14 protein-coding genes are annotated in these 15,352 nt (G+C 59.0%); all 14 read right to left on the bottom strand.

Translation table 11 applies throughout. The features are described 5' to 3' along the window. Positions 1–6: 6 nt before the first annotated feature. The gene (locus ISF27_RS09760; protein WP_328701590.1) at positions 7–525 is read right to left on the bottom strand and encodes a DUF6935 domain-containing protein; all 519 of its coding nucleotides are present in this window, start codon (positions 523–525) and stop codon (positions 7–9) included. A gap of 248 nt (positions 526–773) precedes the next feature. Continuing rightward, positions 774–1,439 carry a response regulator transcription factor gene (locus tag ISF27_RS09755; RefSeq protein WP_194611299.1) on the bottom strand — a complete coding sequence of 222 codons (666 nt, stop codon included), beginning with the start codon at positions 1,437–1,439 and terminating at the stop codon, positions 774–776. Beyond that, complete coding sequence (locus tag ISF27_RS09750) at positions 1,417–2,439, bottom strand: sensor histidine kinase (RefSeq protein WP_194611298.1); 1,023 nt, start codon at positions 2,437–2,439, stop codon at positions 1,417–1,419. The genes ISF27_RS09755 and ISF27_RS09750 overlap by 23 nt, the downstream gene beginning before the upstream one ends. Next, positions 2,427–4,109, bottom strand: coding sequence for a histidine kinase N-terminal 7TM domain-containing protein (locus ISF27_RS09745; protein WP_194611297.1), 1,683 nt, complete (start codon positions 4,107–4,109; stop codon positions 2,427–2,429). The genes ISF27_RS09750 and ISF27_RS09745 overlap by 13 nt, the downstream gene beginning before the upstream one ends. A gap of 406 nt (positions 4,110–4,515) precedes the next feature. After that, positions 4,516–4,905 carry a 30S ribosomal protein S9 gene (gene rpsI, locus ISF27_RS09740; protein ID WP_194611296.1) on the bottom strand — a complete coding sequence of 130 codons (390 nt, stop codon included), beginning with the start codon at positions 4,903–4,905 and terminating at the stop codon, positions 4,516–4,518. A gap of 27 nt (positions 4,906–4,932) precedes the next feature. After that, positions 4,933–5,367, bottom strand: a complete 435-nt coding sequence (gene rplM, locus ISF27_RS09735; protein ID WP_194611295.1) for a 50S ribosomal protein L13 — start codon at positions 5,365–5,367, stop codon at positions 4,933–4,935. Between the two features lie 189 nt (positions 5,368–5,556). Beyond that, entirely contained in the window at positions 5,557–6,750 is a 1,194-nt protein-coding gene (gene truA / locus ISF27_RS09730; protein WP_328701589.1) for a tRNA pseudouridine(38-40) synthase TruA, read from the bottom strand. Then, the gene (locus tag ISF27_RS09725) at positions 6,750–7,571 is read right to left on the bottom strand and encodes an energy-coupling factor transporter transmembrane component T family protein (RefSeq protein ID WP_194611294.1); all 822 of its coding nucleotides are present in this window, start codon (positions 7,569–7,571) and stop codon (positions 6,750–6,752) included. Before ISF27_RS09725 ends, truA begins: the two co-directional genes overlap by 1 nt. Continuing rightward, complete coding sequence (locus ISF27_RS09720) at positions 7,571–8,461, bottom strand: energy-coupling factor transporter ATPase (protein ID WP_194611293.1); 891 nt, start codon at positions 8,459–8,461, stop codon at positions 7,571–7,573. Before ISF27_RS09720 ends, ISF27_RS09725 begins: the two co-directional genes overlap by 1 nt. After that, the gene (locus ISF27_RS09715) at positions 8,451–9,329 is read right to left on the bottom strand and encodes an energy-coupling factor transporter ATPase (protein ID WP_194611292.1); all 879 of its coding nucleotides are present in this window, start codon (positions 9,327–9,329) and stop codon (positions 8,451–8,453) included. The genes ISF27_RS09720 and ISF27_RS09715 overlap by 11 nt, the downstream gene beginning before the upstream one ends. Positions 9,330–9,564: 235 nt before the next feature. Next, a complete protein-coding gene (locus ISF27_RS09710) occupies positions 9,565–10,539 on the bottom strand; it encodes a peptidylprolyl isomerase (protein WP_194611291.1) in 975 nt (324 codons plus the stop codon). A gap of 3 nt (positions 10,540–10,542) precedes the next feature. Beyond that, on the bottom strand, positions 10,543–11,988 hold the full coding sequence (gene glgA, locus ISF27_RS09705) for a glycogen synthase GlgA (protein WP_194611290.1): 1,446 nt from the start codon (positions 11,986–11,988) through the stop codon (positions 10,543–10,545). A gap of 191 nt (positions 11,989–12,179) precedes the next feature. Then, entirely contained in the window at positions 12,180–14,291 is a 2,112-nt protein-coding gene (locus ISF27_RS09700) for a Gldg family protein (protein ID WP_194611289.1), read from the bottom strand. After that, positions 14,288–15,235 carry an ABC transporter ATP-binding protein gene (locus tag ISF27_RS09695; protein ID WP_194611288.1) on the bottom strand — a complete coding sequence of 316 codons (948 nt, stop codon included), beginning with the start codon at positions 15,233–15,235 and terminating at the stop codon, positions 14,288–14,290. The genes ISF27_RS09700 and ISF27_RS09695 overlap by 4 nt, the downstream gene beginning before the upstream one ends. Positions 15,236–15,352 lie beyond the last annotated feature (117 nt).

Below are 15,352 nucleotides of genomic sequence, written 5' to 3'. Positions count from 1 at the left end.
GCAGACTCAGCCTGATATCTCCGGCTTGCGGATATCGGCCAGAAGATACTGCTCCCAGAGATGCCATTTCCCGTCTCCCGTTTGTTTCAGCCTGACATGCCGCGGTTTTTCCGCGCCACCGCTCGTGAGATAGAGCCGCGCATTTCCCTGGCCATCAAAGGAGTACTCATCCGAGAAGACAGCCAGCGAGTACGGTTGATCGGGGGAATAGTGATTCTCCGGCAATGCCCCGGCAAAATAGGAAAAGGGGATCCATGCCCGCCCGTCCCGAAAATCCTCCTCGAGACAGGAAATGTCCAGCCAGGTGAGCGGGCGGGAACCCCGAAGGAAGTCCAGCATCCCGGCGCCGGCCTCTGGGGAAGCGGCAAAGGCGCACAGGGCGCATACCGTCAGTGCCGCCGTCTGGAATGGTGTGTCCAGCGCAGCCTCCGGCAGGCTTTTCATCTGTCCGACATTCTCCGGCAATGCGGTGAAGGCAAAGGTCTCCTTCTGACTTTCCCGATTCCAGGCGCCGGACTTCAACACATCTTGAATCTGTTTTTGAAACTGCATAAAAAAGCGCATAAGCACCCCCAATAGATACAAGAAAAGGCGAAACTGGACCGATGGGATCCTTTGGCTTGTGATTCTGCACCAAATGCCAGTCCCCCATGATTATCTGGATTGTACCGGAACAGTCTCTCCTTTTCCCTACCCATGTAGGTAAATTATTGCGCTTTTTGCAAAAAAATATCCGGTTTACCATCAAAACCGGACATAAAGGCAAAGAAACTTCACAAAGTGATGGGGTTTTCCCCCGAATCTTCCTGCTCGTCGAAGAGCCTGGGGATGATGAAGCGCTTACCGGTCACGGCAATCGCCAGCTGGGTTTTGTTCGCGTAACCTGTCTTCTGCAGGATATTGCGGATGTGATACTTCACATTGTCCCTGGTATAGTGCAGCTCTTCGGCGATCTCGCTGTATTCCAGCCCCTCGCAGACCATCCGCAGGACCCTGATCTCCGTCTCCGTCAATTCTGTGCTCGTCGCGATGCCGAGCTTTACCGCAGGCGTTTCGCCGGGCCAGATCCGCCTGCCCTGCATGGTGGCGTCCATTACGGTGACCAGCTCCTCTGGGCTTGTCTCCTTGTTCCAGAAGCTGTCCACTCCCGCCGCCTTCGCCCGCTTGACATAGCTCTCCTCCGGCATGGACGTGACAACGATGATTTTGAGCTTCGGAAATTGCTCCCGCAGCTCCGCGGCGGCGTCGATGCCGTCTTTTCTTCCGTGGGTACAGACATCCATAATCACCAATTCCACTGCGCTCCGCCGGCAGACGGCGGCAGCCATGTCCGCTCTGGTGAGACTGCCCATCAGCCGGTAACCTTCACTTCCACGCACAACGTTTTCCATATATTCCCGCGCGATGCGCTGATCGTCAACCACAAGGACTTTTGTCATACCGCACCCCCTGTCCATTTTCCTCGCCGGCAGGCAAGGTGACCGTCAGCATAAATTCCGGCTTTGACCGGATCTCCATCCTGCCGCCAGCCCGCACGATCACTTTTTCGAGATTCAGAAGACCTCCCCGGAGCACAATCTCCCTATCCGGCCGCCTGCCATCGTTGGTGATCCGCAGCGTGACCGTATCTGCCGCCCAATCCAATACTACGGCCAGGGCCGACGCATCCGCATGGCGGATGGCGTTGATACAGGCTTCCCGCATGACCGCCAGGATCAGGCGGCGCAGCTTATCCCCCGCCGGCAGCTCACCGCGAATTTCCACACGGACTCCGGAAACTTCCGCGTCCCGGATAAATTCTGGCACCCCGTCCCTGGGGCAGGGATTTTCCTCACGCAGGTTCCGCATGGCGCGGCGAAATTGCCGGATAGCGTCGGCATTTCCCCCGGAAGGCGTGTCCTGGCACAAAACCTGCCGGATGGCGGCAATACCCATATTCATCTGGTCATGCAGCCGGGTTTTCAGGTGCAGAAGTTCCTGTTCCCTGGCCATTTCCCGCAGATTTTCCGACAGGGCATCGAGCTCCCGGTACATCTTTTGCAGTTCCCGGGACTGCCGCTGCAGTTCCCGCTGTTTTTCATGTAGAGCGGTCACATCATCAAATACCGCCTCGGTAAAGACCATGCCCTGCGCGGTTGTGACTTCCCTCTCGGAGTACTTCCACGCCTTCCCGTCCGGGAAAATGAATACACTGCCCTCACGGAGAATGCCGCCGGTATTGCCGCAGGTCGAAAGCGCGCCTCTCAGCTCATCCAGGCTCTGCAGGTCGCTCTGCGCGATTTTGTGGAAAAGGGCATCCATTGCCGCATTGCAGAGTTTGACGGTGCCATTGGGCGCAAAATAGCAGACAGCGGAGGGCAGGGTGTCGAACGCCTCTTTTACCGCGGTTCGAAGTTCGTGCCGCACTTTGAACTGCCTGACTGCCTTCAGTGCTTCCACAGGCGCTCACCGCCTTTCCGGATCCGAAAGGTGAAGCGGCTGGTTCCGTCCTCTGCGGAATAAGCATCCGCTTCGTGCTGATGCGCGGACAAATCCGTATCGCAGGCGAAATCGATGGAGAGGAGAAACTCCCCCTTTCTTTCCCGCGCATTGACCCACACACTGCCAAGGTCGAACAGGCAGTCCTCCAGCACGGCCTCAAAAGCCCGGTATACGCGGAGCATATCTTTTGATTCAAGAGTGACATCCCGCGGAAATGTACAGAGGCATTCCGCTCCCAGCAGCTCCAGGTTGGCAAAGGAATCCTCAAAGCACCTTGCCAGGTCGCGGATATCCGCCGTCCCTTCCTGCTCACTCATCAGCAGGAGATTGCCAAAGCGTTTGACATAGGCGCCGAGAACCGCCGCGCTGGCAAGAAGCTTTTTCCGCTCTAACGGATCACTTTCCAGTTCACATTGGGAGAGCAGGCTTTCGATCCTTCTGATCTGCCCGGCAGTTTCCCGGTTCAGCAGGTCAATCACCCGGTTCTTTTCCTTAAGGGCAAGAATATTTCTCCGCGTTTCGAGGTTTTTCTGCCGGATCCGGTTGCGCCGGGAAAGCACCCGGCAATTTTCCTCCGTCTGCGCAATAGCCTGAGAAAGTCCGGCGACATCCTCCTGCCACACGACATAGCCGAAATGAATCGGCTTGCTTTTGACCTGTGTCGCCCCATCCGCGAAAACCGGATGCATCCGGGCAAGCATCCGCTGCTCGCCCGTAAGATTCCTGGCATTGGCGCTGGTGAGGCGGACGACATTTTCCCGGTCGGTAATCTGCGTGCCCAGGCTGTTGGCCATAAACAGTTCCGCATAGCCGGTGTTCGCCCGGATCAGCCCGCACTGGATGCAGCTTTCCAGCGTTGCGGAAAATAGCAGGCAGAAGGCAACCGTCATATCGCCTGCCAGGAGTTTCAGCCACGGTGCGCGAACAATATAGCACACGCTGTAAAAAAGGAGCAGAAGGATAGGGACAAAAGGCAGGGCAATCACCCGGCGGCTGCCAGGCACGCGGCATTTGAAGAACATGACCGCCATTGCCGCCAGCCCGCAGGCAAATATCCAGCCGGCTGCCAGAAAATACACGATGCCATACCGGTAGTCATCCCCCCATACGGACGCATTCTCCGGGTATCGGAAGGCGAGCTGGTGCAGGTAGTTTGACAGGATCATCAGCAGCAGCGCCGCCGTGGGGAGAAAAAGAAGCGCCGTCCATCGCGGAAGGCGGAAATCCGCCGGCTTTCCCAGAGACATGGCAATAAGCAGCGTGAAAAGCGGGATGAACAGCAAGGGAAGATAGTATAGATACCAGAGGCCGCGCAAAAGCCATGCGCAGTTGTCCAGGGAATACCGGATGCCCTTGACCGTAATCCAGAATTCGATCAGCACGGCAATGGCGACAAGATACCGGCGCACCTGGGGATGGATAATCCGGTCGCGGACGGAAATGCCCCATGCCGCAAAGAGCCCGAGATGGATAGCCGTGCGGAGGACGACGCAGCACCGGTCAAGCCATAAACCCGCATGCATTGCGATCTGCCGGAGCGCAAATGCGGCAGCCACAGCGAAAGCGGCGGCAAAATAGCTGCCCTGGGATTTCCAGATCCCAAAATAGTTCCGCATTGCAGCGTTCATGGACAACCCTCCTGTCATCGATAGGATGGTTTCATTATACCGCACTTTTCCGTACTTTTATATGACCTGCCCTGGATCAGGAAAATTCCCTGCTCTGAGGCTTGCGCAGATATGCCAGCCTCAAAGCAGGGAATTTTCCTTTTCAGAATATGCCGCAGTTATCCCGTAGCAGGCTCGGACAGCAGCACGTTCCTGCGGAACCGGACACGGTCATCCTCGTCCATCACGGTCATGCCTATGGAGGTTCCGAGTTGCATGGTCTGCGAGTTGCCGGAACGAGGCGATGGCCTGCATGGCAAAACAGATCACGGGACTTGAAGAGAGCTGGATACTATTCAAACAAAACCCCCGGGAAGATATTGCCTTCCCGGGGGTTGCAGCTTTCGTACTGTAAAATTTTGTCTGATTATCTCTTGGAGAACTGCGGAGCGCGACGTGCGGCCTTGAGACCGTACTTCTTTCTCTCCTTCATTCTCGGATCTCTGGTGAGGAAGCCTTCCTTCTTCAGCGCCGGCCTGTAATCCGCGTCAACCTCGCACAGCGCTCTGGCGATGCCGTGACGGATGGCACCTGCCTGGCCGGTATAGCCGCCGCCGTGAACATTGACCAGGACGTCAAACTTGTCAGCGGTATCGGTAGCAGCCAGCGGCTGGCGAACCGTGGTCTTGAGGGTCTCCAGGCCGAAGTACTCATCGATATCTCTCTTGTTGATGGTTACCTTGCCGGTTCCCGGTACAAGATAAACTCTGGCAACGGACTTTTTTCTTCTTCCAGTTCCATAATATTTATTCGCCATTTTTCTTTCTCCCTTCGGATCCTCTTATCAGAACTTTAATTCCAGAACTTCCGGCTTCTGAGCCTTCTGCTCATAATCCGGTCCAGCGTATACGTGAAGCTTGGTAATCATCTGTCTGCCCAGGGGACCCTTCGGAAGCATGCCCTTGACAGCAAGGCGGATAACCTCTTCCGGCTTCTTCTGCTCCATCTCGCGGAGCGTTGCGGACTTGAAGCCGCCGATATAATCGGAGTGGCTGTAGTAAATCTTCCTGTCCATCTTTCTGCCGGTTACTTTGATCTTGGATGCGTTGATCACGATAACGTTGTCGCCGCAGTCAATGTGCGGAGTGAAGATCGGCTTGTTCTTTCCTCTGAGGATAGCCGCTACTTCGGAGCAAAGACGGCCAAGGGTAGCGCCCTCGGCGTCAATGACGTACCATTTTCTCTCAACTGTTGCCGGACTGGCCATAAAAGTCTTCATGAATTGACCTCCCAAAACTTGCGTCGTCAAACGGATAATGTTGATTTCTGTATGAAATAAGCCTGTTCCGGGGCCTGGCTCAGGCAATTTCGCATTTCGTCACGATTAGTAATTATATTATAACGATTTCCGCGTGTCAACAGAATTTCCGGCGAAACATCGCGGTTTTCCGGCACTTCCAGCGGGGCATCACAGCCTCCCGGCGGATGATGTCCTGTCATTTCCGGTGAAACGCGCGTAAAGCCAGCCCGCCGATGCCTCCTCCGGGTCTTCCGGCACCTCGAGGCGGTAAAGCCCGGCGCAGCTGCCCGGAGCAAACGCGCCGGCGGCTTCGGCGGAGCCGCCGGACAGGGATTGCCCGGAAGCCGGGAATCCGCACCGAACGAGCACTCTGCCGGCGCCGTTCCGGTAGGCCTGGTGCACGGTCCGCCCGGCCAGGGGAAGAAGCTCCTCCTGCTCACACCGATGGATCGTGACCCGGGAGACAAGCTGCCCCCGGGAGGTCTCCGACAGCATCGCGGGGAGGAAAACGGGAAATTCCTGCCCGTCCATCACCTTTTCCGCGGCCGCGCACAGCTCCCTCTGGTCAACGGTGTAGCTGTAGTGCGCATTTTCCCCGGAAAACTGTTCCGGCGGCATCTTCTCGTACGTGAGGCCCACCATCGTGAGCCCGCGCGCCGGGGCGGTCGGCCCGGCTGCCCGGCGGTCCCGGGCTTCCAGGATCTCCCGCATCTTCTCCGGCGGCCAGAATCCGGTGCCGATCCGCATCAGCGTACCCGCGATGATCCGCACCATGTTATAGAGGAACCCGCTTCCGCTCACCCGGATCGTGATCATGTCCTCCGCGTCCCGGTCAACCGTGAGGCTGTAGACGGTCCGGACCGTCGTCTCCGCGCTGCTCTTCACGGTGCAGAAGCTCGCGAAATCGTGCTCTCCGACCAGGCAGGCGGAGGCGGCGCGCATTTTCCCGAGATCCAGGGGGTAGTAGCAGAATGTGCTGTCCAGCCGGCGGAGCGGATCCTCCACCTTCCGGTTCAGGATATGGTATTCATAGGTCTTGACCCCGTTCAGCTTTCTCGGGTGGAAGGCCATCGGCACCTCCTCCGAGCTCTGCACGCGGATATCCTCCGGCAGCCTCTGGTTTAATGCGATTGTCATTTTATCCGCGGGCATGCGGGCAGATGTCGTAAAGACCGCCACGCTGCCCCGGGAGTGGACACCGGAATCGGTCCGGCTCGCCCCGACGACCTGGATCTCCTCATGAAAGAGGCCAAGAAGCGCCTGGTTCAGCTTCTCCTCGATGGTCACGCCATTTGGCTGGAGCTGCCAGCCGGAATACGCCGTGCCGTCGTAGGCCACGCGAAGCAGGATTTTCCTCATCATCAGAACATCCCCACAAGGCGCCCGCCAAGGAACCTGCCGGCCAGGATCACCGCAAAATAGCCGAGCAGCAGCAGATACGCCAGCCGGTCCGCCGTCCGGTAGTGCAGGGGTTTCATTTTCGTCCGCCCGGCGCCGCCGCGGTAGCAGCGCGCCTCCATAGCCATCGCCAGGTCGGTTGCCCGGCGGAACGCTGAGACAAAGAGGGGAACCAGGAGCGGCACCATGTTTTTGATCCGCTGGAACAGGTTCCCGGACTCAAAGTCCGCGCCGCGCGCCATCTGCGCCTTCATGATCTTGTCGGTCTCCTCGACGAGGATCGGGATAAAACGGAGCGCGATGGACATCATCATGGCAATCTCATGCACCGGGACATGGAAGACCGTGAGGAATCCAAGCCCCTTCTCCATGCCGTCCGTGAGCTGGTTCGGCGTCGTCGTCAGCGTCATGAGCGAGGAGCCGATGACGAGGTAGATCAGCCTGACCGCCATCATCGCCGCGATCCGCAGTCCCTCGCGGGTCAGCTTCAGCGGACCGAGCTGCCAGAGCACCGTGCCGGGGGTCAGGAACAGGTTGAATACAACGCTGATCATGAGCAGGATCACGATCGCCTTGAGCCCGCGCACAATGTAGGAAAATGGCACCTTGGAGATCCTGATCACGGCGAGCAGGAAAATGGTGGCCGCGAGATAGCTGAGGATATTGTTGCAGAGAAACAGGGATATGATAAAAACCAGCGTTCCCGCCAGCTTCGTCCTGGGATCCAGCCGGTGCAGCGCCGAATCAACCGGATAGTACTGGCCGATGGTAATTTCGCGCAGCATCAGGCTTTCCCTCCTTTCACATTTTCCCGCGGGTGCCCGCCCCGGTGTTCCAGAAGCGCAAGGATCGCGTCCCGCGCTTCCTCGACAGTTGTAATATCCGGGTCGATGGGCACGCCCATATCACGGAGCTCGTGAACCGCATAAGTGATCTGCGGCGCCGCAAGGCCCATCTTCTCCAGCTCCTTATAGTGGCGGAAGACCTCCTTCGGCGTCCCGTTGTACATGAGCTTCCCGCCGTACATGACGAGCAGGCGGTCCGCGTAGCGCGCGACATCCTCCATGCTGTGGGAAACCAGCAGGATCGTCATGCCGTGTTCCCTGTTCAGGCGGCCGATCTGGTCGAGGATCTCATCTCTCCCCCGCGGGTCAAGGCCTGCGGTGGGCTCGTCGAGGATCATCATCTGCGGGCGCATCGCGAGGACGCCGGCAATCGCCACCCGGCGCTTCTGTCCGCCGGAGAGCTCAAACGGCGACTTCTCGTAAAAGCTCTCATCCATGCCCACCAGATCCAAGGCATGGCGTGCCCGCTTCTCCACCTCCTCCCGGCTAAGCCCCAGGTTCTTCGGCCCGAAACAGACATCCGAGAAGACGTCCGTCTCGAAGAGCTGGTGTTCCGGATACTGGAAGACCAGGCCTACCTTGCTCCGGAGGTCTTTCATCGGATAATTCTTTGCATAGATATCCTCGCCATTGTAGAGGATGCGGCCGGAGGACGCCCGGATCAGGCCGTTTAAATGCTGGATCAGCGTGGATTTTCCGGAACCCGTGTGGCCGATCAGGCCGACAAATTCCCCATCGCGGATAGAGAAGCTGACATCATCCAGCGCCCTCTGCTCCATGGCTGTGCCGGCGTTATACGTAAAGGTCAGATTCTGTACATCAATCGCCATTTTCCCGATCCCCCTTAAGCAGCGGCATCAGCGCCTGGATCAGCTCGTCTCTCCGGAGAATCCCGCCCGGAAGCCCGATCCCTGCCTTCCTGAGCTCCCAGGCAAGCTCTGTCACCTGGGGGACGTCCAGCGCGTAGCTCTTGAGTTTCTCCACCTGGGAGAAAATTTCCCGCGGCGTTCCGTCCATGACCAGCTTCCCGTCGTCCATCACGACGACACGGTCCGCGTCAATGGCCTCCTCCATATAGTGGGTGATCAGCAGGATGGTGATCTTTTCCTTTTCATTCAGCTCATGGACCGTACGGATGACCTCCCGACGCCCGACCGGGTCAAGCATGGCCGTGGGCTCGTCCAGGACAATGCACCTCGGCTTCATCGCGAGGACGCCGGCGATCGCCACTCTCTGCTTCTGCCCGCCGGACAGATGGTTGGGGGACTTTTTACGGTAAGCAGTCATCTCCACGGCATCCAGCGCCTGGTTTACCCGCTCCCAGATCTCCTCCGTGGGCACGCCGAGATTCTCCGGCCCGAAACCGACATCCTCCTCCACAATATTCCCGATGATCTGGTTGTCGGGATTCTGGAATACCATCCCGGCGGTCTTCCGGACCTCCCAGATCTGTTCCTCATTTGAGGTGTCTATGCCGTCCACATAGAGGACGCCTTCCGTCGGCATCAGGATGCCGTTGACTTCCTTGGCAAATGTGGATTTCCCGGAACCGTTGTGCCCGAGAACGGCTACGAAGCTCCCCGGCGCGATCGAGAGATCCAGGTGATCGACAGCACGGATCACCGACTCCTCCCCCGTCTCCTCGTCGCGGCGGACATAATCGTACACCAGTTCCTCTGCTTTTATCATACTGTCCATGAATTCATTCTTTCCCTGGCGCCCGCCTTTGGCGGTGTGCCGGCAATCCGGCCGGTTCCGGCAGCTTTCCCGGATCCGGCTTCTGTCACTGTTCTGCCCTGTGATGCTGTAATGTTGGGTGCAACCGGGCGGTTCGAAAGGCTATCGCCCCGATTCATGAAGGCATGATCGGGGCGATAGCCTTTCGACCCTGGCATCATTCTATTGCACGCCCCTGCTTTCGTCAAGAAAAGCCTCAGGACAGATCGGCGCGGTATTTTTCAAAAATCGCAAAAAAGTCCGCCTCCGGCGGGCAGTCCGGCAGGCTCTCCGCCGGCGCGAGCGATGCCGGGGTACCCTCGGGCTCCTCCGGCTCGCCGTATGACGAGCAGATTTTTTTCATCGCCGCGCCAACGCGCTGCCTGCCGATGCGCTCCCGCCGCTCTTCGGTGGCCTCCTCGTCATAGTCGTCAATGCACTTCGCCACATAGTACTTCCCGCCGGAGGGCATGACGCCGGTCACATCTCCCCGGGCAAGCGCAAACTCCGCGTCCTCCAGGGCTTTCGCCTCCACGTCGTCGGTGCCGCACTCGCCGCGCCCGACCGCGCATTCCTCCGGGGAAAGGCCAAGCGCTCTCGCTTCCGCTGTAAAGTCCTTTCCCGCGGCGGCCGCCTCCCGGAGTTTCTCCGCCGTCTCCTGATCGTCCGCCGCCGCCCGAAGCACCCGGATGACCTTGGCCTCGCTGTCGCTCACTTCCAGCGGCCCGCTTCCGGAGAGCTCTCCAGCGTATTTCACCGCGAGCAGATAGTCGTGGTAAAGCTCCTGGATCTCCTCCCTACTGACCCCGCCGAGGTTCTCCCGGCCGGCATCCGTCAGGCTGCCGTCATACTCCGCAGCCGCTGATTTTGCCGCCTTCGCCTCCTGCCGGTTCAGCGTGACGCCTTGGTCGCCGCATGCCGCACGGACCACCCGGAGATCCCGCATAAACCCGTCCACCTCGCTGGAGAGCTCGTCCGCGAACGTAGTCCCCTCCCCGGTTTTCATCTCCAGGATCCCGATGCCGAAGGCCGCCTCCCAGCGGTTCCTCTCCGTCGAGGCGATCACTGCCCTCTGCGCGCTGCTGTATTTTTCCAACTTTCCCCCGCCGCTTCCGGGCACGGCGCAGCCTGGGGTGAGAAGGAGGCAGCCCGCAAGAAAGGCTGCCCCCATCAGTTTTCCAAAATGTTTCATCGATCAGTATCCGATCAGCCAGTCATACATCTCCTGGTATTTCTTCGCGGATACCTTCCAGGAGAAGTCCGCGCTCATCGCGCGGTCCACAATGCGGTTCCAGTCTCTCCGACAGTCGTAGTAGATATGCTCAGCATAGCGGATGCAGGCAAGCATCTCGTGGGCATTGTAGTTGGAGAAGGAAAATCCCGTGCCGGTGTCCTCATACTCATTGTACGGCCACACGGTATCCCGGAGGCCGCCGGTCTCCCGGACGATCGGGAGCGACCCATAACGCAGGGCAATCAGCTGCCCGAGGCCGCAGGGCTCAAAGAGGGACGGCATCAGGAACGCATCGCAGGATGCGTAAATCTTCCTCGCCAGCTCCTCCGAGTAATAAATGTTCGCGCGAACCCGGTCATTGTACTTCCAGTCATAATGGCGGAACATGTTCTCGTACTTCTCGTCGCCGGTGCCGAGGACAACGAACTGCACCGCATCCGAGCAGATGTCATCCATGACGCACTGGATCAGATCGAAACCTTTCTGATCCGTCAGGCGCGAGACGATGCCGATCATCAGGGTGTCCTCGTCCTGGGGGAGCCCCAGGCGTTCCTGGAGCGCCAGCTTGTTCTTCACCCGCTCCTTGCGCCAGTTTTTGAGGTTATAATGGTGCTCGATCTGGATATCCGTCTCCGGGTTGTAGGACTCATAGTCGATGCCGTTCAGGATGCCGCGCAGGCTGTTCGCCCTGGCGCGCATCAGGCCGTCCAGCCCTTCGCCGTAGAAGGGCATCTTGATCTCATCCGCGTAGGACGGGCTCACCGTGGTGATCGCGTCCGCATAGACCAGGCCGCCCTTCAGCAGGTTGCCGTCCTTGTACGCCTCCAGCTTGTCCGGGGTGAAATAGTAATCCGGAAGCTCCGAGAAGCGCTGGATGGTCTTCAGATCCCAGACGCCCTGGAACTTGATGTTGTGGATGGTCATGACACTCTTGATATCCCGGAAGAACTCGCCACCGTGGAATTTGTCCTTCAGATGAACCGGGATCAGGCCGGTCTGCCAGTCGTTGCAGTGGATGATATCCGGCTTAAACCCGATGACCGGCAGGGCGGACAGGGCTGCCTTGCAGAAGAAGCTGAACTTTTCCAGGTCATAATACCAGTCGCCGTAGGGCTTGCTGCCCCAGAAATAGCTCTCATTGTCGATGAAATAGTAGGTAACGCCCATCCATTCATATTTCAGGATGCCGACATACCGGTTCTGGCCGAGATAGTCCATATAAAAATGGTCTACGTATTCCATCTTGTTCCGAAATTCCTCGCTGATGCAGAGATACTTCGGGATCATAATCCGCACGTCGTAATACCGCTTATCGAAATAGCGGGGAAGCGCACCGACAACGTCAGCGAGCCCGCCGGTTTTGATGAACGGCACGGCTTCGGATGCCACAAAAAGGATATTTTTCATAAATACTGCCTCCGCTTTCTCCGATCCGGAGTTAATACGATCTGCTTATATTTTATCGTATCCGATGGCCGTTTACAAGCACTATCACGGCATGGGGCGTGCGTGGGCGCTTTCCGGCGGCAGCATTCCCGCTGCCGTTATCGCCCCGGAACGCGTCGATTCCGCTGCCGTTTCACCGCCCCGCCCGCGGCTCACCGGCGGCGCCGGAGCAGTACATAAGCCCCGCCGAAGAGAAGCAGGAACCCGGGAATCAGCACAACCGCAATGAGGCCGAGAACCAGCGCGGTCCTCGCGCTCATGGTAAGGCCAGATCCGGAAAAGCTTTTCGCCGGTATGGAAATCGAAGTCTCTGTCCCGGTCAGCTCCGTCATCGCGCCCGCAAAAAGTTTCCGGTTTGAGCCGGAGACCACCTGATCCGCATTCGCGGTCAGGATATTCGGGGAGGAAATGATCACCGCCTCGCTTCCCGCGCCGCCCGAAATGTCCTTCCGGACGGACAGCCCCACGGTGAACGGGCCGTCCTCGTCACCGTCCGCCTTCGCCATGCTCTGGCTGGTGATATCCGTGTGGTTGTAGGAATCCGCCGTGGTCGTCAGAAGATCCGTGTAAGTGAGGCCGTCACCGTCCGCCGGATGCGTGAGCGCCTGCGCGTACGGCGTGAAGACATAGCCATTTCCCACCGCCGCATCATGCGTGATCTGCGCATCCTGACGGAGATCGGGAAGGAGGTAGGTGCCGTTCTGGTAGTAGTGCGCCGCATCCTGCTCAATCACAACACCCGGCTTCGCGGCCACCCCGTACCAGGAGAGCAGCGAGGCGTATTCCGGCATGTCGGACTGCGCCGTAAAGTTCGTCACCAGGAAGAAATTCCCGCCGCGCCCCGCGTAGTCCTCAAGCTTCGCGAGATCGTCCGCTGAGAGGTCGGAGGTCGGGCCGTTCACGATCACCGCCGCCGCGTCATCCGGCACCTTGTCGTTCTGGAGGAGGTCAAGCTCCGCCGTCTCCACATTGAGCTTCGCGAGGGCGTTCGAAAACGTGCCATCCAGCGCCATTTCCCCGTGCCCCGTGAGCACATAGGCCTTCGGCATGCTGTCCGTTGTCACATAGGAAAGCGCGGAGGTGATCTGTCCCTCGGCATCGTAGGAGGTCATCTGGAAATCCCCGCTGTCCACACTGCCCTCGGTGCCGTAAAGATCCATATACGGGATCAGCCGGTATCTCTCCGGGCTCTCGACCACCAGGCTGTTGGTGTAGACTTCCTTCCCGTCCGCGTACTTGTCGGCAAATCCCGGATTTTTCGCCATGTCGACATTTTCCAGGTGGATGTGCGGGCTGAGCTCCGCATAACGGCGAAGGGTGGATGCCACACTGTTATCCTGGGACTCCTCGGGCGCGAGGATGTAGATCGTGATGTCCTCGCCGAGCCCCCTGACCAGCTTCTTCGTCTCATCGCTCAGGCCGTAAATCCGGTTCGCGGTAAGGTCGATCACCCGCCGGCTTTCCGGAAGATGCGCGATGGCGGCATTCCCGCCGGCCGCCGCGGCGACTGCGATGAGCACGGAGACTGCCCGTATGGCAGTACGCTTCCGCATTTTCCCGGAAAATGGGAAACGGCGCCTCTCGACCGACCGATCCGCCAGGAAGAGGAAGAGAGCCGTTACCGTCACCAGGTAGGCGGCAGATCCGAGATTCAGCGTCCCGCCCAGAAAATCGTCAAAGCGCGACGGCAGATCCAGGGCGTAGGCGATCGCGCCCGGGATGCCGCCGGCCATCGCCCGGACGGCAGTCATCGTGAAGCTGACAAACAGGACCGCGAAGGAGAGCACTGCCGCAGTCAGCGGATTTTCCGCCAGGGAGGAGACGAAAATCCCCACGGCGATCGCCGCGAGCCCGAAGAGCCACAGCCCGAAAATTCCCAGATAGCTCTCCGGAAGCGCCGCCTCCCCGAACCGGGAGAAGAGCAGCGGATAGAGGCAGATTCCCGCGATGGGGAGGGAGAACACCCCTGCCGCCGCGCAAAATTTGCCAAGAATGACCTGCCCTGTCCCGACAGGAGCCGAGAGGAGAAGCCGGTCTGTCCGGCTTCTGCGCTCCCCGGCGATCGTCCGCATCGTCAGAACGGGCACCAGGACCAGCAGGACGACGATCGCGATCGAAAGGCTATTCACGATGCTGCCGGAGAGCCCGAAAAAGTTATTGAGCACCACGTAGATGGAGACAAACAGCCAGAGAACGGCGGTAAACAGCCATCCGGTATAGGTTCGGAAATAGGAGAAAAACTCCCGGGAAAATATCGCTCTCATGCTCTCTCCTCTCCGTCCCCGGTCAGCTTGAGGAATACCTCCTCCAGGGAGGCCTCCTCACGCCCGAGGGCGAGGACGCTGTACCCGGCCCGGAACACCGCGCGGGAGATTTCCGCGCTGATATCCTCCGCCGTATCCGTGCTGATCACGTATGACCATCCGCCATTTTCCGTCTTTTCGCCCACAGCTGCCCGCGTGACATGGGGCAGTGCCTCAAGCTTCGCGGTGATGTCCGACGGATCGCCATCCGCGGTAAGTCGGTAAGCCCGCGGACCGCGGACCAGGTTCTGCAGCATCGCCGGGCTTCCGCCCGCCTTGAGGACACCGCGGTCGAGAATCCAGATCTCATCGCAGAGCGCGCTGACTTCCGGAAGGATATGAGAACTCAGGATCACGGTGTGGCTGCCCCGAAGCTCTCGGATGACCCGGAACATCTGCTTCTGCTGCTCAGGGTCGAGCCCGGACGACGGCTCGTCCAGAACCAGGATTTCCGGATCGCCTATCATGGCCATCGCAAGCCCGGTTCTCTGCCGATATCCCTTTGACAGGCTGCGGATCAGCCGGTCAGCCATCTCCGCGATTCCCATCTTCTCCATCAGCCCTTCTGCTGCGTCCTTTCTGTCCCGGGCGGGGACGCCCCGCAGCCCGGCGGCAAATCGAAGAAATTCCCGCACCGTCATCTCCGGGTAGAGCGGGGGGATCTCGGGTAGATAGCCGATCTTCCGCTTTACCGTCCGCGGCCTTTTCAGGATATCCTCACCGTCAACCAGTACCTCGCCGGAGGTTGCCGCCAGGCACCCGGTCATGATATTCATCGCCGTAGTTTTTCCCGCGCCGTTCGGCCCGAGAAAGCCGTAGATTTTCCCCTTCTCCGCGGTAAATGAGACATCATTCAGTGCCACGTGTTTGCCAAACTGCCTCGTCAGATGACGGACTTCGATCATATTTTCCTCCTGCAGTATCCAGTCCGGTAATTCCGGCTCGTCCCTGCCAAGCAAATTTGCATAGCTCGCACAAAACTCTCGCGTCGCCATCAGGCTCGCGCACATGAAGTGCTCTGC

The organism is Clostridium vitabionis (assembly GCF_015351765.1).
In the GTDB taxonomy this organism is placed as follows: Bacteria; Bacillota; Clostridia; order Lachnospirales; family Lachnospiraceae; genus Clostridium_R; species Clostridium_R vitabionis.
This window is presented reverse-complemented; position numbering and strand designations above follow the sequence as displayed.

What these genes read in the sequence shown, in the direction of transcription:
- glgA (WP_194611290.1), bottom strand. Translation starts at nt 11,988, where the DNA reads ATGAAAAATATCCTTTTTGTGGCATCCGAAGCCGTGCCGTTCATCAAA.
- ISF27_RS09710 (WP_194611291.1), bottom strand. Translation starts at nt 10,539, where the DNA reads ATGAAACATTTTGGAAAACTGATGGGGGCAGCCTTTCTTGCGGGCTGC.
- rplM (WP_194611295.1), bottom strand. Translation starts at nt 5,367, where the DNA reads ATGAAGACTTTTATGGCCAGTCCGGCAACAGTTGAGAGAAAATGGTAC.
- ISF27_RS09715 (WP_194611292.1), bottom strand. Translation starts at nt 9,329, where the DNA reads ATGGACAGTATGATAAAAGCAGAGGAACTGGTGTACGATTATGTCCGC.
- ISF27_RS09695 (WP_194611288.1), bottom strand. Translation starts at nt 15,235, where the DNA reads ATGATCGAAGTCCGTCATCTGACGAGGCAGTTTGGCAAACACGTGGCA.
- ISF27_RS09700 (WP_194611289.1), bottom strand. Translation starts at nt 14,291, where the DNA reads ATGAGAGCGATATTTTCCCGGGAGTTTTTCTCCTATTTCCGAACCTAT.
- ISF27_RS09745 (WP_194611297.1), bottom strand. Translation starts at nt 4,109, where the DNA reads ATGAACGCTGCAATGCGGAACTATTTTGGGATCTGGAAATCCCAGGGC.
- rpsI (WP_194611296.1), bottom strand. Translation starts at nt 4,905, where the DNA reads ATGGCGAATAAATATTATGGAACTGGAAGAAGAAAAAAGTCCGTTGCC.
- ISF27_RS09725 (WP_194611294.1), bottom strand. Translation starts at nt 7,571, where the DNA reads ATGCTGCGCGAAATTACCATCGGCCAGTACTATCCGGTTGATTCGGCG.
- truA (WP_328701589.1), bottom strand. Translation starts at nt 6,750, where the DNA reads ATGATGAGGAAAATCCTGCTTCGCGTGGCCTACGACGGCACGGCGTAT.
- ISF27_RS09755 (WP_194611299.1), bottom strand. Translation starts at nt 1,439, where the DNA reads ATGACAAAAGTCCTTGTGGTTGACGATCAGCGCATCGCGCGGGAATAT.
- ISF27_RS09720 (WP_194611293.1), bottom strand. Translation starts at nt 8,461, where the DNA reads ATGGCGATTGATGTACAGAATCTGACCTTTACGTATAACGCCGGCACA.